The organism is Rasiella sp. SM2506 (genome assembly GCF_050859505.1).
GTDB lineage: Bacteria > Bacteroidota > Bacteroidia > Flavobacteriales > Flavobacteriaceae > Marinirhabdus.
On the sequence record NZ_CP193934.1, the window covers coordinates 681907 to 703728 of the forward strand.

Sequence of the window (21822 nt, forward strand, 5' to 3'; positions counted from 1 at the left end):
TGCGCTAAACAAGGTATTTAAATGAACATTGCTATTTTATCACGGGGCGAATCCCTGTACTCTACACAAAGCCTTATAAAGGCTGGCGAAGCCAGAAACCACACCATGGAAGTTTTGAATCCATTATATTTTAACCTTGCGGTAGAAGATGGAAAGGCAGTGCTCTATTATCATGACGAAGTTATTGACGACCTAAACGCTGTGATTCCACGCATTGGTGCGAGTAACACTTTTCAAGGCACTTCGTTGGTTCGGCATTTTGAAGCTGCGGGTGTGGCTTCTACCGTTTCTTCGGAAGGCATTTTTAATTCTCGTGATAAATGGACGTGCTTTCAGCTATTAGTTAAAGCACAAATTCCAGTGCCAAATACGGTTTTAGGAGGGTATTATGATGCAGAAGTAGTGCTTCAGAAATTCAAAGACAAACCCGTTATCATCAAAATATTGGAAGGAACGCACGGGCAGGGAGTGATTCTTTCCGAAAGCAACCAAAATGCACTCGCTACCGTTGAAACGTTACAAGCCAGTAATGTAAATTTTATCTTGCAAGAATATATTGCCGAATCTAAAGGCGCCGACATACGTGCCATTGTAGTAGACGGGGTAGTAATAGCTGCTATGCGGCGACAGTGCAAGGCAGGAGATTTTAGATCTAATTTACATCGTGGCGGAACTTCAGAAGTACTTCAGCTTAGTTATGAAGAAGAAAAGGTAGCGCTTAAAGCAGCCAAAATCTTAAACTTAAGTGTTTGTGGAGTAGATATTTTACAATCGGCTCGCGGGCCATTAGTGTTAGAGGTAAATAGTACCCCAGGCCTAGAGGGCATTGAAACCACTACAGGTAAAAATATTTCTAAAAGTATTATTGGATATTTGGAACGGACTAAGCGTTAAATCTTGTATAAATTTCGGTCAAATTTCACGTGTTGTACGTGGTTTTAGTACCTTTCAGCCAAAATAAATTCAACTTTTTGAAACGAAACATAGGAAGAACCGATAAAGCAGATTTCCCACTCTTACATTTACACGATATTGATGTAAAGATAGACACAGGTGCCTACACCTCTAGTATTCATTGTAAAAACATGAAGGTAGAAGATGGCTACCTTAAGTGTGTGTTTTTAGATCCGGAACATGCTGCTTATCACGAAAAAGAATTTATTTTTGACAAATATGACGTACGCGTGGTTAAAAGCAGCAATGGTGTTTCACAAACACGCTATCGTATTTTAACCGAAATTGAACTCTTCGGAAAAATAATTCCTATTTTCTTAACCTTGAGTGACCGTGAGGAAATGAAATACCCTGTTTTATTGGGGCGTAAATTTTTAACCAAACGCTTTGTGGTAGATATTAATAAAACAAACCTTTCGCATAAATTAAAATTGAAACATGAACATTAAAATATTATCTGCTGCACCCAACTTATATTCTACGCAACGTATTGTAGAAGCTGCCGAGAAACGAAAGCACACAGTTGAAATTATTAACCATACCAAATGTGATATCGTTATTGAGAAGAAAAACCCTTGCGTTTATTATAAAGGTAAAAAAATTGAAAATGTAGATGCTGTAATTCCAAGGATTGGCGCTTCAGTTACATTTTATGGTACCGCAGTAGTACGACAATTTGAAATGATGCGCTGCTTTACCACAACAGAGTCAATGGCATTGGTGCGTTCACGGGACAAATTACGTAGCTTACAAATTCTATCTCGAGCTGGCATGGGTCTTCCTAAAACTATTTTTACCAACTATTCAAAAAATGTAGCGGGTATTGTAGATCAAGTAGGCGGGGCTCCAGTTATTATAAAATTACTGGAAGGAACTCAAGGAATTGGCGTTATTCTGGCTGAAACAAAAAAAGCAGCCGAGAGCGTTATCGAGGCATTTAATAATTTACAGGCACGGGTAATTGTACAAGAATTTATTAAAGAAGCAGGAGGTGCAGATATAAGAGCAATTGTGATAGATGGGCGTGTAGTTGGTGCTATGAAACGCCAAGGAAAAGAAGGTGAGTTTAGAAGCAATTTACACCGTGGTGGCACCGCCGAAATTATAGAACTCACAGACGAAGAAGAAACAGCTGCTATTAAAGCCGCCAAAGCAATGGGTCTTGGAATTGCCGGAGTAGATATGCTACAATCGGCACGTGGCCCATTAATTCTAGAGGTAAACTCTTCACCAGGATTAGAGGGTATTGAAAAAGCCACAGGAAAAGATATCGCTAAAGAGATCATTAAATACATAGAACGTAGCATATAGATAACAATGACTAGAAAACCGTCAACAGATCTTATCATTTTAGGCAAAAAGGTGGCTTTGGGAGAAACCAAGACCATTAATTTTAGTTTTGCCAAACTGTATACATCTACTAAGGTTGAAATTCCCGTTATAATTTCAAGATCGGAAAAGCCAGGTCCTACGGTTTTACTAACAGCAGGAATTCACGGTGACGAGATTAATGGTGTTGAAGTGGTACGACAGGTTATTGCCAAAAAAATAAACCGACCCACGAGGGGAACCATTATCTGTATTCCTATTCTCAATATTTTCGGATTTTTAAATGCCGAAAGAACCTTTCCGGATGGTCGCGACCTTAATAGAGTGTTCCCAGGAACCAAAACAGGGTCTTTAGCAAGTAGAGTTGCGTATCATTTTACAAAGGAAATTTTACCTCTTGCAGACTATTGTTTAGACTTTCACACAGGTGGAGCGCAACGTTTTAATGCGGCACAAATTCGTGTGGCACCAGATAACCCAAAACTTTTAAAACTTGCCGAAATATTTAATGCTCCTTTCACGGTTTTATCCAGTAATTTGAGTAAATCCTATCGTTTTACGTGCGCAAAAATGGATATCCCAAGCTTGCTATTTGAAGGTGGAAAAAGTCTGGACAGTAACAAACATATTGTAAAACATGGTGTAGACGGTGTGGTGCGCATACTGGCGCATCTTACTATGCTTAATCCATTAATAACTCCTACCGAAATTACTCAGAAAACAGTAATTATAGAAAAAAGCCGATGGATACGCGCCCAGAGAAGTGGTTTGTTACACGTTAAAATAGCTTGTAACAAATATGTTGAAAAAGACGAATTTTTAGCAACTATTACAGACCCCTATGGCGAAATGCGTTTTATTGTAAAAGCACCCAATTCGGGTTACATCATAAATGTAAATCACACGCCCATTATACACCAGGGTGATGCTATTTTTCATATTTCTACTACAGACAACACAGATTCTGAAGATGAAGAAAATTAGTGGAGAGCCCTTCGATACCGTGTAAAGATTCCCTAATTTGATGCTCAAATAAACAGTACGCTTTTAGAATGAGTCCGAAACCTTACGTATCAATAAGTGATTTCGGGATTTATGTAAAAAATTAAAATTTCATGCAGAAAGCTGAATTTCGAAAAAAATATTTAGACCTACGCCAATCCCTATCGGCAGAAGACATTGATAATCTAAGCATTGCAATTGCCAATCAGGCACTCAAACTTCCTATTTGGGAGAATACCTATTATCATGTTTTCTTATCTATTTCAGAAAAAAAAGAAATCAATACCGAATTTCTATTGCACATCCTACAAGGCAAAGACAAAAGTATCTGTGTCCCCAAAGCTAATTTTGATACGTTTGAGATGCAACATATTTTATTACAGGAAAATACGCTTATTAAAATTTCAGCATATGGCATCCCAGAACCTGTTGAAGGTATTGCCATTCCACCACAACAATTTGATGTAGTTTTTGTGCCTCTGCTAGCTTTCGATACGCAGGGAAATAGAGTAGGGTATGGGAAGGGTTTTTATGATAGGTTTCTAGCGCAATGCAAACCCGAATGTTTAAAAATAGGAGTGTCTTTCTTTAAAGCTGAAGAATACCTCCTCAATGAAAACATAGATTTTCCACTTGATTACTGCATTACTCCAGAAAAAATTTACAAGTTTTAAATTTTCCATTGTATATTGGTAGTCAAATCTTTAAAAGTTAACTACCATGGAAAATCAAAACATGCCTGCGGGCAACCCACCAGACAATAACCTGGTGTGGGCCATCATCTGTATTATTTTTTGCTGGCCACTTGGCATTGTCTCAATTATTAAATCTACTAAAGTAAAAACACTTTGGCTTCAGGGAGATCATGCTGGAGCACAGAAAAGTGCAGACGACGCTAAAAAATACGCTATCTGGGGTATTGCAGTTTCGGCTATTTTCTGGGTATTATACATTATTCTTATCGTGGCAGGAGTTGCTGCTGGCGGATTTTAAGTAATACTCATTACTCATTAAAAATACCCTTGTTTATAAAGAAGGGTATTTTTTTTAGTTATACTATATTTGTGCTATGAATCCAACACAACAACCCCCTCCAGACAACCATATGGTTTGGGCTATCTTAAGCACTATTTTATGTTGCATGCCATTAGGTGTTGTTGCCATTATTAAAGCCTCTAAGGTGGAACAATTATGGTATCAGGGCTTTTATGCCGAAGCCCAGAAAGCGGCAGACGATGCCAAAAAATGGAGTATTTATAGTGCAGTAAGCATTGGCGCGCTTGTTATTTTATACATTATAGTTATGATTGCTATATTTGCTTTACAAGGTGCAACCTACTTTTAAACGCATACTCATGGTTATGGGCGGTAGTCTTTTGTTCCTACTGCTACTACTCTTGTATTTTAATTATAATCCTACACAGCACGCTTTTTTTTTAAGGTGTCCTTTTAAATCACTTACTAGCTACCATTGTGCAGGGTGTGGCTCCCAACGGGCTATCCACCACTTGTTACATTTTAGATTTTACAGTGCTTTTAGGCTTAATCCGTTTATGGTCTTGTCCTTGCCTTTAGTTTTTTACGGAATTGGCGCCAAGATTTACAATTATATCTTCCAAAAAGAGCACAGAGTTCAATTATTTTACAAGCCATGGTTTGTGTATGGATACTTTGCTGTTGCTATAATTTACTGGGTTTTACGCAATATTCCGTACGCACCTTTTAGCTATTTGGCTCCATACGAGTAGGTTAGTTTATAGGAAAAACCCTACAATTGAAAAATATTTCATATATTGCCCTACCAAATTAAATGATGAAATGAATTTTTTAGCTCAAAAGAGAAAGAAAATTTTATTACAGGAAAACTCCCCTACTCCAAATAAAAATAACCCTTTCGACGATTTTTATTATAAGGAAATAGCCCTATTAACCGGAGCAGGAGGTTATTGGGTAGATTTTATTACTAAGACAAGTTTTATAGATCCTCAAGGAAAGCGCATTTTAGAAATTGCTGACCTCAATTTTTCACCTTCACTCACAGATATATTAAATTTTCACGCTCCAGAAGAAAGAGAGCGCACCATTGCTACCTTTAAAGCTTGTGCAAAAGGACAACCTTTTAAAACGCAAGTAAAAATGCTCACTGCTACTGGCGACGTATTTTGGGCTAGCGCCATTGGAAAACCTATGTACGACGTGGACGAAAATATTGTTGGAGTACAAGGGGTTTTTCAGGACATCACGCAAGCAAAATATAGAGAGCTAAAGCTGCAGGAATCTATGAAGACAATTACGACGCAAAATTCCAGGCTATTTAGTTATGCCAATTTAGCGTCTCACAACCTCAAATCACATGCCAGTAATATTAGTATGTCTCTGGAACTTTTAGGTGACACAAAAGACACTAATGAAGCCAAAGAATTATATAATGTCCTCAAAGAAATTACAAACGAACTTTGTAAAACTGTAAACAATCTAAGTGAAATAGTTTCTATAAAGGATACAGCAAAACTTGCTAAAAAAAATATTGATTTTGAGGATGTTACTGTTTTGGTACAACAACGTATTGAAGCCACATTAAGTAAACACAAAGTACAAGTATATACAGATTTTTCTGAAGCCCCTACCGTACATTACATTAGAACGTATCTTGAAAGTATTTTAGAAACTCTATTTCTTCGTGCCATTGAGCATAAACATCCAGATAGAACTCCTAGTATAAATATTTTCAGTTTGGATAATGATGGCAATACCACTTTACTCATTCGGGATAATGGTATTGGCTTTTCTACTCAAGAAGATATGCAGAAAGTGTTCGATTTAAAGAGCTACAAATCTGCAGGCTGCCAATCACAAAACGTAAATCTTTTTCAATTAAAGAATAAAGTTACGGCATTGGGGGGTACTATTTCTGCAGAGAGCACATTGGAACGTGGCACCACATTTACGATTATATTTTAAGCAGAAGTTTCTGTTTTCTCTTTCTTCGGAAATGCCTTCTTGTTAAAAATAATAAGCAGGATTAAGCCAATACTTATAGCAGAGTCTGCTATGTTAAACACTGGATCAAAAAACGTGAAATAGGTTCCGCCCCAAAAAGGTATCCACGCCGGCAAAACTCCTTCCCATAAGGGAAAATAAAGCATGTCTACTACTTTTCCGTGAAAAATAGTTCCGTAGCCTCCCTCTGGAGGCATAAACGAAGCGACTTGGCTAGCGCTATCATTAAAAATAAGACCGTAAAAAACCGAATCTATAATATTTCCCATCGCTCCTGCAAATATCAACGCTATAGAGAAAATAAGCACCCGCGACGCATTTTTACGTACCGAATCCCATAACCAATAGCCAATCCCTACAATAGCAATTAAACGAAAAAGCGTTAAAAACAATTTCCCGTATTCTCCTGGGATTTTAGCTCCCCAAGCCATGCCTTCATTCTCTACAAAATGAATTTTAAACCACGAAAGCACGTCAAAACCATCGCCTAGAATAAAAGTAGTCTTGATATAAATTTTTGAAATCTGGTCTATCAGTAACACCAGAATAATAATGGCTATGGCTTTTTTTAAGGACATTCTTTATGTATTGAAGGTGCAAAAATAAAGAATATTATTGGGTTTGTTGCAGGCTAATGTTTCCGTGAACACTTTCGGCATAAATAGTAAAAATTCCGTACTTGCTCAAAGTATTTTCCAGCGTTCCGTAGGTGGTTGTTGCTTTGGCAGAAGTGCTTTTGTTTTGCACTAAAACCAGAATGGTTCCCCGGTTGGTTTTAAGGGTTGCATCTCCGTTAAAATCTTGCAATACACAGATCTCATCTTCAATATCTACGGATAAAGACTTAAAAGTTCCTTCGGCAAAAACTGCTGTTGTGTTGGAGGTGATGGAGACAAATAGATGCTCCGGAATAGAAAGCGTTACCGCAACACTTATAATTTTGTGTGCCGAAAGCTTATCGTTATATGTTTTTGCAAGCGGCCAGGAACTAAAGCCTAATGCCAATTGATTGTTCTCTAGCTGTTCTTTAATTACTATTTCTTCCGAAGTTTCTCCTTCCAAATGCACGCTTACTGAAATTTCTTCAACTTTGGCAGCGACAACGTTTAAAGAGTGCACCCCATTGGCATCTATACTAATATTTTCAATCCCTTCCGCAAAATACGTTCTGGAGAGCTCTTTCTGCCCCCAAACGTGTTGAACGCAAAAAAGCCATAAACCAAACAATACGATTGAAAGTTTCATGACTTTTATGTTTTATAAGTATAAATTATAATATGGCTTTTAGACCCCGCTATGCAGCGGGATAAATTCACCTACGCATTTTTCTGTAAAAATGCTGGCTCATTTATTGCATATTCTTCGCCTCAATACTTAACGTAGCGTGCGGCACCAACTTTAATCGTTCTGGATTAATTAGTTTTCCTGTTACACGGCATACTCCGTACGTTTTATTTTCAATACGAATTAAAGCATTTTTAAGATCCCGAATAAACTTCTCTTGCCTAATAGCCAATTGTGAAGCTGTTTCCTTGCTCATTACCTCGCTACCTTCATCAAACGCTTTAAACGTTGGTGAAGTATCGTCTGTGCCATTATCGGAATCGTTTCGATAGGCACTTTCAATTAATTCTAATTGCTCTTTTGCTTTCTTTATTTTATCATTTATTAGCACTCTAAACTCTCCCAGTTGAGCGTCGCTATATCTGTTTTTCGTTTCTTCTGCCATAATCAGTTCTTTTTAATTTCTAGTCGAGTTACAATGTCGTCAAAGGTAATTTCTACACCTGTATCTAGTTGTGGAACAAATTGTAACTCTTTGGTTAGAGTTTCCTGTTTTATATATTCAATATTTTCTTGTACTGCTGGTATAAGTGTTATGTCTTCCTGTAAAGTTACACTTATTTTATCTGTCACTTCAAAACCCGAATCTTTTCTTAAATTCTGAATTCTGTTCACCAACTCACGGGCAATCCCTTCATTTTTAAGTGCTGGGCTAATGGTTACATCCAGTGCAACAGTTATGCCATCTGCATTAGCAACAAGCCAACCTTCAATATCCTGAGAGCTTATAACCACATCATCAAGGGTCAATGTAGTATTTTTTTCAGAAACTAAAACAGTTAATTCGCCCTCTTTTTCCAGTATAGCAATCTCCTCTTGTCCAAATTGCTGAATGACAGCCGCTACCGCTTTCATATCTTTTCCGAAACGTGGTCCCAGTATTTTGAAATCGGGCTTGATTTGTTTTACCAAAATACCTGAAGCTTCATCAATTAGCTCCACTTCTTTTACATTTACTTCACTCTTAATTAAATCGGCTACAGCTTCAATCTCTTTTTTGGTAGCTTCGTCCAAGACGGGCACCATAATCTTTTGCAAAGGCTGGCGCACCTTGATCTTCTCTCGTTGACGTAACGACAATACCAAAGACGATATTGTTTGAGCACGTTGCATTTTTCGTTCCAGTGTTTTATCTATCAAAGAAATAGCTGCCTTTGGAAAATCACTTAAATGAACAGATTGTGGTGCATCCTTCACCACCCCACTTGTTAAATCTTTGTACAACCTATCCATAAAAAACGGTGCAATAGGTGCTCCCAACTGGGCTACGGTTACCAAACAGGTGTACAAGGTTTGGTATGCTGAAATTTTATCTTCGGCATAGTCGCCCTTCCAAAATCGTCTTCTGCTTAAGCGAACAAACCAGTTGCTCAGGTTTTCCTGTACAAATTTTGAAATAAAACGAGCGGCCTTTGTAGGTTCATAGTCTGAAAAGGCTTCGTCCACTTCTTTTATTAAGGTATTTAATTCTGAAAGGATCCAGCGGTCTATTTCTGGTCTTTTTTCTGAAGGGATCTCGGCTTCTTCGTATTTAAAATCATCCAGATTGGCATACAAACTGAAGAATCCATACGTATTGTAAAGTGTTCCGAAAAACTTATTACGTATCTCTCCTATTCCATCAAGATCAAACTTTAGGTTGTCCCAGGGATTGGCATTGCTAATCATATACCAACGTGTAGCATCGGGACCATACGTTGCTAGTACTTCAAACGGGTCTGCTGCATTCCCAAGACGCTTAGACATTTTCTGTCCGTTTTTGTCCAAAACAAGTCCGTTAGATACTACATTTTTATAGGCAACATCGTCAAAAATCATGGTTGCAATAGCGTGTAGCGTGTAAAACCAGCCACGAGTTTGATCTACCCCTTCAGCTATAAAATCGGCTTTGCGCCAGGTGTTTTCAACTTTCTCTTTATTTTCAAACGGATAATGCCATTGTGCATAGGGCATAGAGCCACTATCAAACCAAACGTCTATTAAATCGGCTTCCCGCTTCATAGGTCTTCCACTCGCTGAAACCAAAACAATATCGTCTACAATATTTTTATGAAGATCTACCGTGTCGTAGTTTTCTTCGGAAAAATCGCCTACTTTGAAATCTTCATAGATATCCTTCGGCATAAAACCTGCTTCCACGGCTTTTGCCATTTCGGCTTTTAATTCTTCAATAGAACCAATTACGATTTCTTCGGTTCCATCTTCAGAACGCCACAAGGGTAGTGGGATTCCCCAATAGCGAGAACGGCTTAGGTTCCAGTCGTTCGCATTGGCGAGCCAGTTTCCAAAACGGCCTTCGCCGGTTGCTTTTGGTTTCCAGTTAATGGTCTCGTTTAATTCGTGCATTCTATCTCTAAACTCGGTCACTTTAATGAACCACGAATCTAGCGGATAGTATAAAATAGGTTTATCGGTTCGCCAGCAGTTTGGGTAACTGTGAACGTATTTCTCCACGTGAAATGCTTTGTTTTCGGTCTTCAGTTTGATGGCAATTTCTACATCTACGCTTTTTTCAGGAGCTTCGCCGTCCTCATAATATTCGTTCTTTACATATTTTCCACCCAAATCGCCCAACTCTGCACGGAATTTTCCTTGCAAATCTACCAACGGCACTAGGTTTCCGTTTTCATCTTTCACCAACAAAGGCGGCACTTCTGGCACGGCTTGTTTGGCTGCCAGCGCATCGTCTGCACCAAAAGTAGGGGCGGTATGTACAATGCCTGTACCGTCTTCGGTAGTCACAAAATCTCCTGCGATGATTCTAAAAGCGTTTTCTGGATTGTCATTCGGCTGTGCGTAGTCTAGCAACTGCTCGTATCTAATTTCAAGTAAATCTGCTCCTTTACATTCGGTAATAATTTTAAAGGGTATTTTACTATCCCCTTGCTTATATGCTTTTATAACCTCATCGTTTTCGGTTTCGGTATATTTTCCACCAAATTGTTTGCCAACCAAGTTCTTCGCCAATACCACATTTATAGGTTGAAACGTATACTCGTTGTAGGTACTTACCAATACATACTCAATCTTAGCTCCCACGGTCAAAGCCGTATTACTTGGAAGCGTCCAAGGCGTCGTGGTCCACGCCAGAAAGTAAATTGTATTAGATACTTCGGCCAAGAAATCTGGCAACGTATCCGGGACGGCTTTAAATTGTGCCACCACCGTTGTATCTGTCACATCCTGGTAGGTGCCTGGCTGGTTTAGCTCGTGCGAGCTCAATCCTGTTCCCGCTTTTGGAGAATAAGGCTGAATAGTATACCCTTTATACAGCAAATCCTTGTTATAAATTTGCTTGAGCAACCACCAAACCGTTTCCATGTATTTTGGTTTGTAAGTAACATACGGATCTTCCATATCTACCCAGTAGCCATATTCTTCGGTTACTTTATTCCATACATCGGTATAGCGCATTACTGCTTTTCGGCAGGCGTCGTTGTAGGCTTCCACGGAGATTTTCTTCCCGATATCTTCTTTCGTAATTCCTAATTCTTTTTCAACACCCAGCTCAATTGGCAAGCCGTGTGTATCCCAACCTGCTTTACGGTCTACTTTAAAACCTTTTTGGGTTTTGTAACGACAAAAAATATCTTTAATGGCACGCGCCATTACGTGGTGGATTCCCGGAAGGCCATTGGCACTAGGTGGGCCTTCAAAAAACACAAAAGGTTTGGCATCTTTACGTATGGCAATACTCTCCTCGAAAATGTTTTCACGTTTCCAAAAATCGAGTACGTCCTCGCCTAGTTTAGGAAGGTCTAAGCCTTTGTATTCTTTAAATTTAGTTGCCATACTTGTTCTGTATTTCGACTCCGCTCACTATAAACTTCGGCGGGTATCTTTTTAATCTCCGTCTATTATAAAGTATCCAGAAATAATTAATAGTTACTGTAGTGTTTTAAGGTTGCGAATTTAATGAATTTTGAAGGAAAAATAGACAGTCTGTTTACTTCACTTATCAATGTGTATTTACAATTTCATTTTGAATACTATTTCGATTAAAATAGGGTGGTAAAATCTTTCGGGATGCTCGTAAGATATATACGTATAGATACGTATTTCCTATTTGTTAAAATTTCAATAGATTTACAATGAATTCGTTTTGAAGAAAATATATATGCTGATGGGTAAACGATCTCATGTTATTTTACCTATTTATGAAAAAACTACTACTGTTCATTATTTACATTTCTTTCCCCATCGCCTTTTCTCAGGAAGAAGATACAGACCAACTTATTGAGGAACTAAAATCTAAAATCCGCCAGACCGAAAATACGGAACGATTAAAATGGATGGACAGCCTGTCTAATTACATCGCTTACGACACCAATTTTGAGAATGATTCCATTGTAAGAGCAACCATTGCATATGCTATAAAGTTAGACTCATTCAATATTGCGACTTGGCAGGTGGCCAATCAAATATATTATTTAAATGCTATAGAAGGAACTCCTTTAAAGGCTAAACAAGTCTTTCTAAAAGCACTTGAGAATAGTGGCAACGTAGATGATCCAAACGTATTATGTAAATATTTCTATGAAGGAGGAAACACTTACTTTTATTTAGGTGAATATGAAAAGTCTCTTCAACACTATGACAGTACGTTTATCTATGCAGAAAAAGCACAGAACAATCGCTTTATTGGACTTTCAAAAATGGGGAAGGGCCAGGTGTATACAGACATGGGTGACTTTGGCAATGCCTCTTTAGCGCTACAAGATGCTATAAAATTCTTTGCAACAAAGCAAGATTCTACCAGCATTGTTGAAGCTAAAAACTCCTTGTCTATTTTATACAGTAAAAACGGATTTTACGAAGAAGCCGAAGCCGAAAGAAACGAAGTAATTGCGTCCGAAATCGCCGGTGGCTTTTACAATACACTCCCTGCTGTCTATTACAATGCCGCAGCAGATTATCATAAAATGAATCGTGAAGCCGACAGGATCGCATCTTTAAAGCTCTCGCTGGACGCCTCAAGAAAATCTGATTACAAAGGCTATTACGAACCCATTATGCTTACAGGAATCATTGCCGCCTATGCCGAAAATGACAGCCTGCAAAAAGCGCAATTTTACCTGGATGAATTGTACGTAGATAGAGAAAAAAACACTACCGGGCCTTACAAGGAATTTTATCTGGATGCCATAAAAAATGTAGCATTCGCCAAAAAAGAGTATACGAATGCGATAGCGTACGGCACCGAATACCTGGAGCTTAAACGCCAAGGAAATCAATATGAAGAAATACAAACAGCTGAAAAATTTCTGGCAAAAGTATACACAACTATAGGAAATAAGGACCAAGCTTTTGATCACTACATTCGGTATTCAAATATTAAAGACTCCATTGAAAGTGCTCAAAAAGTAAGGGTATTATCGTACTATCAAACCATATACGAAACCGAAAAAAGAGATCTTAAAATTCAAGCCCAGAAAAGCGATATTGCGCTCTTAAACGAAAAAGAAAAAGTTCGTTCACAATGGTATATTATTGGAATTGTTGCACTTCTTGGAATTTTTGGCGCTATTGTTTTGGCTCGTGCTAGAAATTCGGCTAGAAGAAGGCAGAAGCTTCAAGAAAACTTTACAAAAGACATTTTAAAAACGCAGGAAAACGAACGTGCCCGAATAGCTGGTGAGCTTCACGATAGCATAGGACAAAAACTCCTGATGATTAAGAATGCGTACATAGGAAAGGAAGATGAAGCCGAAGATGAAATAAATCTGGTACGAGAAACTATTAAGGAAGTACGCGAAATGTCGCATAATTTGCATCCCTTTCAGTTTGAAAAATTAAGATTGATGAAATCCCTTAAAAATATGGTGGAAACCTTTCAGAAAAACTCGAATGTGTTTTATTCTGAAGACATCGATACTGAAGATGGAAATATTCCGAAGGAAAAAGAAATCTACGTCTTCAGGATGTTGCAAGAATGTTTGACCAATGTTGAAAAACATGCCGATGCTACCGCCTGTAATCTTTCGGTTACCAACACTGGTAAATTTTTAGTGTTTCAGTTAAAAGACAATGGCAAAGGATTTACCATTCCCAAAAACACTACTGATTTTGATGGCCTTGGAATGAAAACACTCCATGAAAGAGCGCAGTTTATAGACGCGTCATTCACCATAGACTCACAACCCGGCAAAGGAACCACTAGCATTATTAAAGTCCCTAAAAAATGAATCCAACGATAGTAATTGCAGACGACCACCCTATTCTTTTAACAGGAACCAAAGCGTTTCTTGAAAGTAAACGATATACAGTTTTAGGCACCGCACTGGATGGGAATGATGCCTATAACGAGATTGTAAAACACAACCCAGACATTGCGATTCTGGATTTTGACATGCCCAAATTAAATGGCCTTGAGATTGCTGCCCAATGCCAGCAAAAAGGTTTGCAGGTGAAAATCATTATTCTCACCCTGTTCAAGCAAGAAGCCATCTTTCAAGAGGTAGGTAACACCATAAGTGGGTATATTTTAAAGGAGGATGCGCTACAGGAAATTGAGGATTGTATTAAGGCAGTAGTATCTGGTAAAACTTTTGTGAGCAAAAAAATTGAATCCGGGATTCATTTTTCAACCGACTCTGAAAAGCTTACGGACTTGACGGTAGCCGAAGCTAAGATTCTACGGTATCTGGCTAAAAACTTTTCCTCCTCCCAAATTGCCGATGAGCTGTTTATCTCCAAACGAACCGTTGAAAAACACCGCAGTAACATTATTAAAAAATTAGAGATCCCTCCTACCCAAAATGGGCTGTTACTTTGGGTGCAAAAACATCCTGAACTTTTTAAAAAGTAAAGTACCGTGAATAGTGGAGCGCATTTTTATACTAATGGGTATATTTTTAAACATAGCTATTTTCAATGACATCTTCTAAGATCGATACGGTTATTATCGGTGCTGGACACGCGGGTCTATGTATGAGCTATACGCTACAGCAGGAAAATAGAACGCACGTGGTTTTAGAAAAACACGTAACTCTTTATCAGTGGAAAAACCATCGCTGGGATTCATTTAAGTTAAATACACCCTTAAAGTATTCACGCATATCGGGTCAAAACGATGGGCAACCAGATGATAGAAACAGTATACCCTTGAGTGAAAATATTGCCATGTGGGAACATACCATTCAACAACATAGTTTTCCTATTAAAGAATATTGTGACGTTACAGCTGTTGTTAAAAACGCAGATGGAACATTTCTAGTTCAGTTTAAAGAAAACGGGAACGTGGAGTCATCCTATAGGGCACGTAATGTGATTGCTGCGTGTGGGTTTTATCAAAACATAAAAATCCCCAATTTCTCTAAGAATCTTCCTTCCACTATTTTACAATTAGATGTTAAGAGTTATAAAAATCCAGATCAGACAAAAGGTTCGGTTTTGGTAGTTGGCAGCGGTCAATCCGGGATTCAGATTGCCGAAGAGCTAGCTGTATCGGGTAAGAATGTTTATTTGGCAACCTCTGCCGTGGGTGGGACAATTAGGAGTTATAGAGGTGAGGACGCGTTTTTTTGGATGGATCGAATACGTATGCTCACGATGCCCACAACGTCATTACCTACTGAAGAAATGAGATATAACAAAAATGCTTTCACGGGCAATGACCATCCAATTTCTTACTATTCACTCTATAAATTAGGGGTGAATTTAACTGGTGGGTTAACATATATTAACACTAATGGTGATGATCTATTTTTTAAAAATAATCTCCAGGAAAATATTGCGGTTGCACAACAAAAGTATGATTTGCTACTAGAAAAAATTGAAGCATGGATTCAAAATGAAAATAAACACAACTATTATTTGCCTCCCACACAGGAATTAGAATGGGTGCCCAATACACAATTATTAGCGTATGAACCCCCTACAATATTGCATCTAAAAGAGTGTGATATTCAAACAGTTATCTGGACTACCGGATGGACTGCAGATTTTAGTTGGATTAAAATTCCATCAATTCTTGCAGATTTGGGAGCAACACACTTACCAAAGACTTGTGTCACTAAAATTCCAGGATTTTTCTGGTTAGGGTTTCCCTGGTTACGTACACTTAGCTCTGCTAATGTTGGTGGCTTTGATGAGGATGCAAAAGCTATTGCAAATTTGCTTTTGTAATCATACTGAGTAAAAATTATTGGTATTTCAATTTGCGCTTTAGCATATAAAAAACACTTCAGAACTGGAGACATCTTGCACATGAGCTCTTGTTCTTGAGCTCTTTTTTCTTCAATCTCAATTTCGATTTCGGTTTCGGTTTCAATTTCACCAGCTACGTAGGTCTACTTATTTTATAGCAGTGTAAGCACCTGTACTTTTGAGCCTATTCTGGAAACCTAAAATATTCTCTATAATGCAAAACATGCCCACGACTATAAGCGATACCGAATTGGAGATTCTAAAGCTCATTAAAAAGGGCCTTACCTCTGTTGAAATTTCCCGAATAAGGAATTGCTCTACCAGAACCATAGAAAAGCATCGTAGCAATATTATAAAGAAGCTCAAACTACCCACTTCGCAGAATGCCCTCTTTCTTTATCTCCTGAAAAACCCTGATATTTAGACAGCTACGTAGGTCTACGTATTTCTTAGAAATATATTTTATTCTAGTTTTAGCAAATAAAGCAACAAGAACAATCACATACAATTATTTAAAAAGATGACGGTTCCTAACCCATAATAAGTTCATTATGAAAAACATTACTTTTTTATTTAGTCTGATATTCGTATTTAGTTTCTCAAAGAATAGTAATGCACAATGCGTCACTTCTGAAACCGTAAATTTTTCATATACAGGATCCTTACAAAGCTGGACCGTTCCGGATGGCGTAAATTCAGTTACTTTAACAGCTGTTGGTGCTAGCGGAGGTAATTTTGAAACTCAAAATGGCACTGTGAGACAAGGAGGAAAAGGAGCCCGCGTTATTTGTGACTTTCCCCTACCGCCTGGTGTAAAACTGCAAATTATTGTGGGCGGAAGAGGAGAAGATCATCCTGGACCTGCTGAAATGAAATTTTTAGGCGGCGGTGGTGGTGGAGCAACATATATAGGTTTTGGTGATTTTGGATATGTTAATTTTATAAATGATAATCTTCTTCTAGCCGCTGGAGCTGGTGGTGGAGCTGGTTCGCTTTCTGATGCTGGAGATTCGATGGTTTTAACAATGAATAACATTGCTGTAGGAGGTTTAGCTGGTTCAGTACCAAATTCATCTGGAGGTGGCGCAACCAATAATGCTAATGGTGGTTCTAATTTCTCTCAGGTAGATGCTGGTGGACACGCTGCAATCATAGGCGCAGACGGAGGCTCTTCAGGTGCTCTTAACCCTTTTGGTTCTACAATTGATGGAGGTTATGGTGGTGGCGGTGGTGCTGGAGATTCTGGAGGCGGAGGCGGAGGTTTCGGCGGAGGAAGTGGTGGACAAATTCCCGGATTGCCAGGGTTTCCAGGAACTTCTAGGAACTATGGAATAAATCAAGTCTTTAATCCCGGTGTGAATAGTGGTAACGGTTCCGTAACAATTTCATATACAAGAAGTTTTATAGACACGACAGATCCCATAATCACCTGTCCAGCAGATGTAATGATAGCTGCAGATGCAAATTCATGTATTGCCACAGGAGTCAATCTTGGTTCTCCTACTGTGACCGATGATTGCACTGGAGTTACTTTTACAGATAATGCGCCTGCTACGTTTCCTCTAGGTACAACAATAGTAACATATACAGCTACTGATACTAGTGGAAATACCGCGACGTGCTCGCAAACCGTAACCGTCGAAGACAATGTAGACCCGGTAATTTCTTGTCCAGCAGCTATTACAGTAAGTAATAAACCCGGTGATTGTGGCGCTATAGTTACCTATCCAATACCAACAGTAATGGATAACTGCAATGCGAATACGGCAATCGAAACCTTCAATTTTACGGGCAGCATAGAAAATTTTGTAATCCCGGCCTTTGTCACTAATATTAGCATTGAGGTACGGGGTGCAGAAGGAGGAAATAACACTTCTTCGGGTCTTACGGCGGGAAAAGGGGCTATCCTAACGGGCGATTTTAATGTTACCCCAGGGGACATGCTCAAGATACTGGTAGGGCAACATAATAATTCAGGTAATAATGGAGGGGGAGGTTCTTTTGTAACCTTGTCCGACGACACTCCCCTATTGATCGCCGGAGGTGGTGGCGGTTCAGGTAATACGTTTGGCGGTTCAGCAAGACACGGTCAGGTTGGTATTGCTGGCGGGGCTTCAGGAAGTGGTCGTCCAGGCGGTGACAATGGCAATGGAGGGAGCGCCTGTGGCGTCTGTGTTGGAGCTGGCGGTGGCTTATTGACCAATGGTGCAGATGGAGAATTTACTGGCAACGGAGGTAAAGCCTTTGTAAATGGCGGAGCCGGTGGTGGCGTAAATGGTCAAAATTTTGGCGGTGGCGGATTTGGTTCTGGTAATGCTGCAGGAGCTGGTGGTGGCGGTTATTCTGGTGGCGGTGGTTCAAGTACGAACCGTCAAGGCGTTGGAGGTGGCGGTGGCTCCTTTAATGCAGGAAGTAACCAGACCAGTGTTACTGGAGACGTAGATGGTAACTCTGGCAACGGGGTCGTAATTATTAGTTATGAACGCGTCACCATAACACAAACAGCAGGCTTAGAAAGTGGCAATGCCTTTCCGGTAGGAACCACAACCAATACGTTTACAGCAACAGATCTTGCTGGTAACACAGCCACTTGCAGTTTTGATGTTATCGTTGAAGATACTGAAGCACCCATAGCCAGTTGCGCGACACCCTTTACAATTCAATTAGATGGCAATGGCGATGCCAGTATCTTAGCTGAAGCTATTGACGGAGGTTCAACAGATAACTGTGGAATAGATATAACTACCATCCCATCCGCTCCAACATTTTTACAAACAACCCTAGCAGGTGGAAGTGCTTCACAAGGCAATATGTTCGATGTAAGGGCTGTAAATAATATCATCATTAATTCCTTTGATGTACAAATTAATGGTGGCTCTGGAGATTTTGAAGTGTATTATAAAACAGGAAGCTATCTTGGATCAGAAAATAATGCTGCAGACTGGACGCAAGTAGCTACTATTCCAGGAGTATCAAATATAGGTCTTCCCACTCCGCTTAATTTAGATTTAGCAATCCATGTCCCCGCAGGAAATACTGTTGCCTTCTATGTAACTACAAATCGTACGGGAGGCGTTGGTTACACTGTTGGAACCAATGAAGGAGCCCTTTTTGCATCGGACACAAACTTAGAATTTTTCGAAGGGATTGGTAAATCATACCCCTTTGCTAGTAATTTTAGACCCCGTATCTTTAATGGAAGGATTCGGTATTCAATCCCACAGAACCGTGTAGATTTCAATTGTTCAAATATTGGTGCAAATAATATTCAATTAGTAGTTGTTGATACTAATGGAAATAGTTCAACCTGTACTACCATAGTAACGGTTGAAGATAATGTACCACCAGTGGCTGTTTGCGAGAATATTACAATACAATTAGACGCTAATGGAAATACTAGCATTGTAGCGGCCGATATAGACGGAGGTTCTAACGATGTCTGCGGAATCGCTTCGCTTTCAGTAGATATAGACTCCTTCGATTGTTCTAACGTAGGACCAAACAATGTAACCCTAACCGTAACCGACGTAAACGGAAACTCTTCAACCTGTACAGCAGTAGTAACTGTTGAAGATAGTTTACCGCCAGTGGCTGTTTGCCAGGATATCACCCTTCAATTAGATGCTGCTGGAAATGCAAGCATCGTTGCAGCCGATGTAGATGGTGGAAGTACAGATACCTGCGAAATCGCTTCGCTTTCAGTAGATATAGACACCTTTGATTGTTCTAACGTGGGGTCGAACAACGTAACCCTCACCATAACAGATGTAAACGGAAACAGCAGTTCTTGTACGGCCTTGGTAACTGTTGAAGATACCATTACTCCAACAGCCCTTTGTCAAAACATCACGGTACAACTTGACATTGATGGAAACGCTAGTATTTCAGCCTCCGATATAAATGATGGTTCTACCGATGCCTGCGGAATTGATACATTAAGCATAGACGTGAACTCTTTTGATTGTTCGAACGTAGGACCAAACAACGTTATTTTAACCGTGACCGATGTAAACGGAAACTCAAGTTCTTGTACCACAGTAGTAACTGTTGAAGACAATGTTGCACCTATAGCGGTTTGTCAGGATATAACTATTCAGCTGGATGCCAATGGCGATGCCAGTATTCTAGCTGCCGATGTAGACGGAGGTTCTTTCGATACCTGCGGAACCGTGAGTACATCCATAGATACAACCGATTTCACCTGTGCCGATGTAGGTCCTAACAATGTTATCCTAACCGTAACCGATGTAAACGGAAACTCAAGCTATTGTACAGCTGTAGTAACTGTTGAAGACAACATAGACCCAATAGCAGTGTGTATGGATATCACCGTGCAACTAGATGCGAACGGCGATGCAAATATTGTAGCCAGCGATGTAGACGGAGGTTCTAACGATGTCTGCGGAATCGCTTCGCTTTCAGTAGATATAGACACCTTCGATTGTTCTAACGTAGGACCAAACAATGTAACCCTAACCGTAACCGACGTAAACGGAAACTCAAGTTCTTGTGTGGCCATAGTAACGGTGCAAGACACTATAGATCCCTTGATGAACTGTCCAGCAGACTTCACCGTTGGAACAGATATAGGCATTTGTGGGGCTACGGTAAGTTTTGCAGATCCTATCCCAATAGATACTTGTGGTATTGCTTCTCTAGTACAAACAGCAGGATTGCCAAGTGGTAGCGTGTTCCCAGTAGGTTCTAACGTTATAGAATATACAGCAACCGATGTAAACGGAAACACCACTAGCTGTAGCTTTACCATCACCGTAGTAGACGACGAAGCTCCAACAGCAGTATGTATGGATATTACCATACAACTGGACGCTGCAGGAAATGCAACTATTCTCCCAACCGATGTGGACGGAGGAAGTACCGATAATTGTGCTATGGATACCTTAAGTATAGACATAAACACCTTTAGCTGTGCAGATATTGGAACCAACAATGTGGTGTTGACCGTAACAGATACCGCAGGAAATACAGCCACTTGTACTGCCATCGTAACCGTGGAAGACCTAACACCACCAACAGTGGTCTGTCAGGATATCACGGTAACATTAGATGCAACCGGTGTTGTAATAATTGATCCGTCCTTATTGGATGGAGGTAGTACAGATGCTTGTGGAGGACTATTTACCTACTCCGCAACACCAGATACCTTTACCTGTGCCGAAATTGGCGATAACAGTGTCACCCTAACAGTAACAGAAGCGCACGGGAACAGTGCCAGCTGTGAAGCTATTGTAACGGTTGTAGACAATACGCCACCTATCTTAGTTTGCCAGGACATCACAGTGCCACTAGGTGCAAACGGGATGGTAAGTATTGTAGCCAGCGATGTAATTGCCAGTGTAGATGACGCCTGTGGTATTAGTGCCACTGGATTGGACATAGACGATTTTAGTTGTGACGACTTAGGAATACCAGTTACTGTAACGGTATTTGCCAGTGATGTAAACGGAAACCTTGTTAGTTGCACTGCAATCGTAACAGTAGTAGATGAGCTAGGGCCACAATTTGACCAGGGAAGCCTTCCGGAAGACCAAGTACGTATGGCCGATGGAAACGGAGAATATATCCTGGAAGATTTTACCACGAACGTAATGGTAACAGACAACTGTAGCGTACGCAATGCAGCCATTGTCCTAACTCAAGACCCAGTGGTTGGCACAGTTCTTACCGTAGGTGTCTACGATATTACTTTGAGTGTAGAAGATGACTTCGGTAACATGGCTTCATATGTATTCGAACTGGAAGTAGTAGCGCCATTAGGTGTTGGTGAAAATAATTTCGATAGCGCTAGTTTGACGATGTATCCTAACCCAGCAACAGACTTTGTACTATTGAGCAACCCACAGAACATCCCATTAAAAGAAGTAAGTATTTATGATGTAACGGGAAGACTTATTAAGAAAGTTGATGCTAGTGCTACAACTTCAGAAGTACGATTAGACGTTTCTGAACTAGCAAGTGCCACTTATATGATATTGATAAACACCGAAGCCGGTCAAGTGATCAAGCAATTGGTGAAAGAGTAAG

18 protein-coding genes are annotated in these 21822 nt (G+C 39.7%); 14 read left to right on the forward strand and 4 right to left on the reverse strand.

Going from position 1 to position 21822, the window contains the following annotated elements:
- The first annotated feature begins 21 nt into the window (after window positions 1-21).
- The 9 genes from ACQ2HF_RS03210 to ACQ2HF_RS03250 all read left to right on the forward strand — a co-directional run bounded on the left by ACQ2HF_RS03210 (window position 22) and on the right by ACQ2HF_RS03250 (window position 6246).
- The gene (locus ACQ2HF_RS03210) at window positions 22-894 is read left to right on the forward strand and encodes an ATP-grasp domain-containing protein (protein ID WP_432412080.1); all 873 of its coding nucleotides are present in this window, start codon (window positions 22-24) and stop codon (window positions 892-894) included.
- A gap of 77 nt (window positions 895-971) precedes the next feature.
- Complete coding sequence (locus tag ACQ2HF_RS03215) at window positions 972-1403, forward strand: ATP-dependent zinc protease family protein (protein ID WP_432412081.1); 432 nt, start codon at window positions 972-974, stop codon at window positions 1401-1403.
- The gene (gene rimK / locus ACQ2HF_RS03220) at window positions 1393-2265 is read left to right on the forward strand and encodes a 30S ribosomal protein S6--L-glutamate ligase (RefSeq protein WP_432412082.1); all 873 of its coding nucleotides are present in this window, start codon (window positions 1393-1395) and stop codon (window positions 2263-2265) included. The genes ACQ2HF_RS03215 and rimK overlap by 11 nt, the downstream gene beginning before the upstream one ends.
- 6 nt (window positions 2266-2271) lie before the next feature.
- Window positions 2272-3267, forward strand: coding sequence for a succinylglutamate desuccinylase/aspartoacylase family protein (locus ACQ2HF_RS03225; RefSeq protein WP_432412083.1), 996 nt, complete (start codon window positions 2272-2274; stop codon window positions 3265-3267).
- A 131-nt stretch (window positions 3268-3398) separates the two neighbouring features.
- A complete protein-coding gene (locus ACQ2HF_RS03230) occupies window positions 3399-3959 on the forward strand; it encodes a 5-formyltetrahydrofolate cyclo-ligase (RefSeq protein WP_432412084.1) in 561 nt (186 codons plus the stop codon).
- A 46-nt stretch (window positions 3960-4005) separates the two neighbouring features.
- Window positions 4006-4278: a CD225/dispanin family protein gene (locus ACQ2HF_RS03235; protein WP_432412085.1), complete on the forward strand. Its 273-nt coding sequence runs from the start codon at window positions 4006-4008 to the stop codon at window positions 4276-4278.
- Between the two features lie 76 nt (window positions 4279-4354).
- A complete protein-coding gene (locus tag ACQ2HF_RS03240; protein ID WP_432412086.1) occupies window positions 4355-4630 on the forward strand; it encodes a CD225/dispanin family protein in 276 nt (91 codons plus the stop codon).
- Window positions 4631-4646: 16 nt separating this feature from the next.
- Complete coding sequence (locus tag ACQ2HF_RS03245; RefSeq protein WP_432412087.1) at window positions 4647-5033, forward strand: DUF2752 domain-containing protein; 387 nt, start codon at window positions 4647-4649, stop codon at window positions 5031-5033.
- A 70-nt stretch (window positions 5034-5103) separates the two neighbouring features.
- Window positions 5104-6246, forward strand: a complete 1143-nt coding sequence (locus ACQ2HF_RS03250) for a PAS domain-containing protein (protein WP_432412088.1) — start codon at window positions 5104-5106, stop codon at window positions 6244-6246.
- Here the strand turns inward: ACQ2HF_RS03250 and ACQ2HF_RS03255 are convergent.
- The 4 genes from ACQ2HF_RS03255 to ileS all read right to left on the reverse strand — a co-directional run bounded on the left by ACQ2HF_RS03255 (window position 6243) and on the right by ileS (window position 11421).
- Window positions 6243-6863 (reverse strand): lipoprotein signal peptidase, encoded by a 621-nt coding sequence (locus ACQ2HF_RS03255; RefSeq protein ID WP_432412089.1) that lies wholly within the window; start codon window positions 6861-6863, stop codon window positions 6243-6245. The genes ACQ2HF_RS03250 and ACQ2HF_RS03255 overlap by 4 nt on opposite strands.
- Before the next feature lie 34 nt (window positions 6864-6897).
- Window positions 6898-7530, reverse strand: coding sequence for a hypothetical protein (locus tag ACQ2HF_RS03260; protein WP_432412090.1), 633 nt, complete (start codon window positions 7528-7530; stop codon window positions 6898-6900).
- Between the two features lie 103 nt (window positions 7531-7633).
- Window positions 7634-8014, reverse strand: coding sequence for a TraR/DksA family transcriptional regulator (locus ACQ2HF_RS03265; RefSeq protein ID WP_432412091.1), 381 nt, complete (start codon window positions 8012-8014; stop codon window positions 7634-7636).
- A 2-nt stretch (window positions 8015-8016) separates the two neighbouring features.
- Window positions 8017-11421 carry an isoleucine--tRNA ligase gene (gene ileS / locus ACQ2HF_RS03270; protein WP_432412092.1) on the reverse strand — a complete coding sequence of 1135 codons (3405 nt, stop codon included), beginning with the start codon at window positions 11419-11421 and terminating at the stop codon, window positions 8017-8019.
- 365 nt (window positions 11422-11786) lie between these two features.
- Between ileS and ACQ2HF_RS03275 the strand changes: the two genes are divergently transcribed.
- From ACQ2HF_RS03275 to ACQ2HF_RS03295, 5 genes are all read left to right on the forward strand, one after another.
- On the forward strand, window positions 11787-13814 hold the full coding sequence (locus ACQ2HF_RS03275; protein WP_432412093.1) for a tetratricopeptide repeat-containing sensor histidine kinase: 2028 nt from the start codon (window positions 11787-11789) through the stop codon (window positions 13812-13814).
- Complete coding sequence (locus ACQ2HF_RS03280; RefSeq protein ID WP_432412094.1) at window positions 13811-14437, forward strand: response regulator; 627 nt, start codon at window positions 13811-13813, stop codon at window positions 14435-14437. Before ACQ2HF_RS03275 ends, ACQ2HF_RS03280 begins: the two co-directional genes overlap by 4 nt.
- Window positions 14438-14502: 65 nt before the next feature.
- Entirely contained in the window at window positions 14503-15756 is a 1254-nt protein-coding gene (locus ACQ2HF_RS03285; protein ID WP_432412095.1) for an NAD(P)-binding domain-containing protein, read from the forward strand.
- A gap of 244 nt (window positions 15757-16000) precedes the next feature.
- Window positions 16001-16201: a helix-turn-helix transcriptional regulator gene (locus ACQ2HF_RS03290; RefSeq protein ID WP_432412096.1), complete on the forward strand. Its 201-nt coding sequence runs from the start codon at window positions 16001-16003 to the stop codon at window positions 16199-16201.
- 127 nt (window positions 16202-16328) lie between these two features.
- Entirely contained in the window at window positions 16329-21821 is a 5493-nt protein-coding gene (locus tag ACQ2HF_RS03295) for an HYR domain-containing protein (RefSeq protein WP_432412097.1), read from the forward strand.
- The last annotated feature ends 1 nt before the right edge of the window (window position 21822 follow it).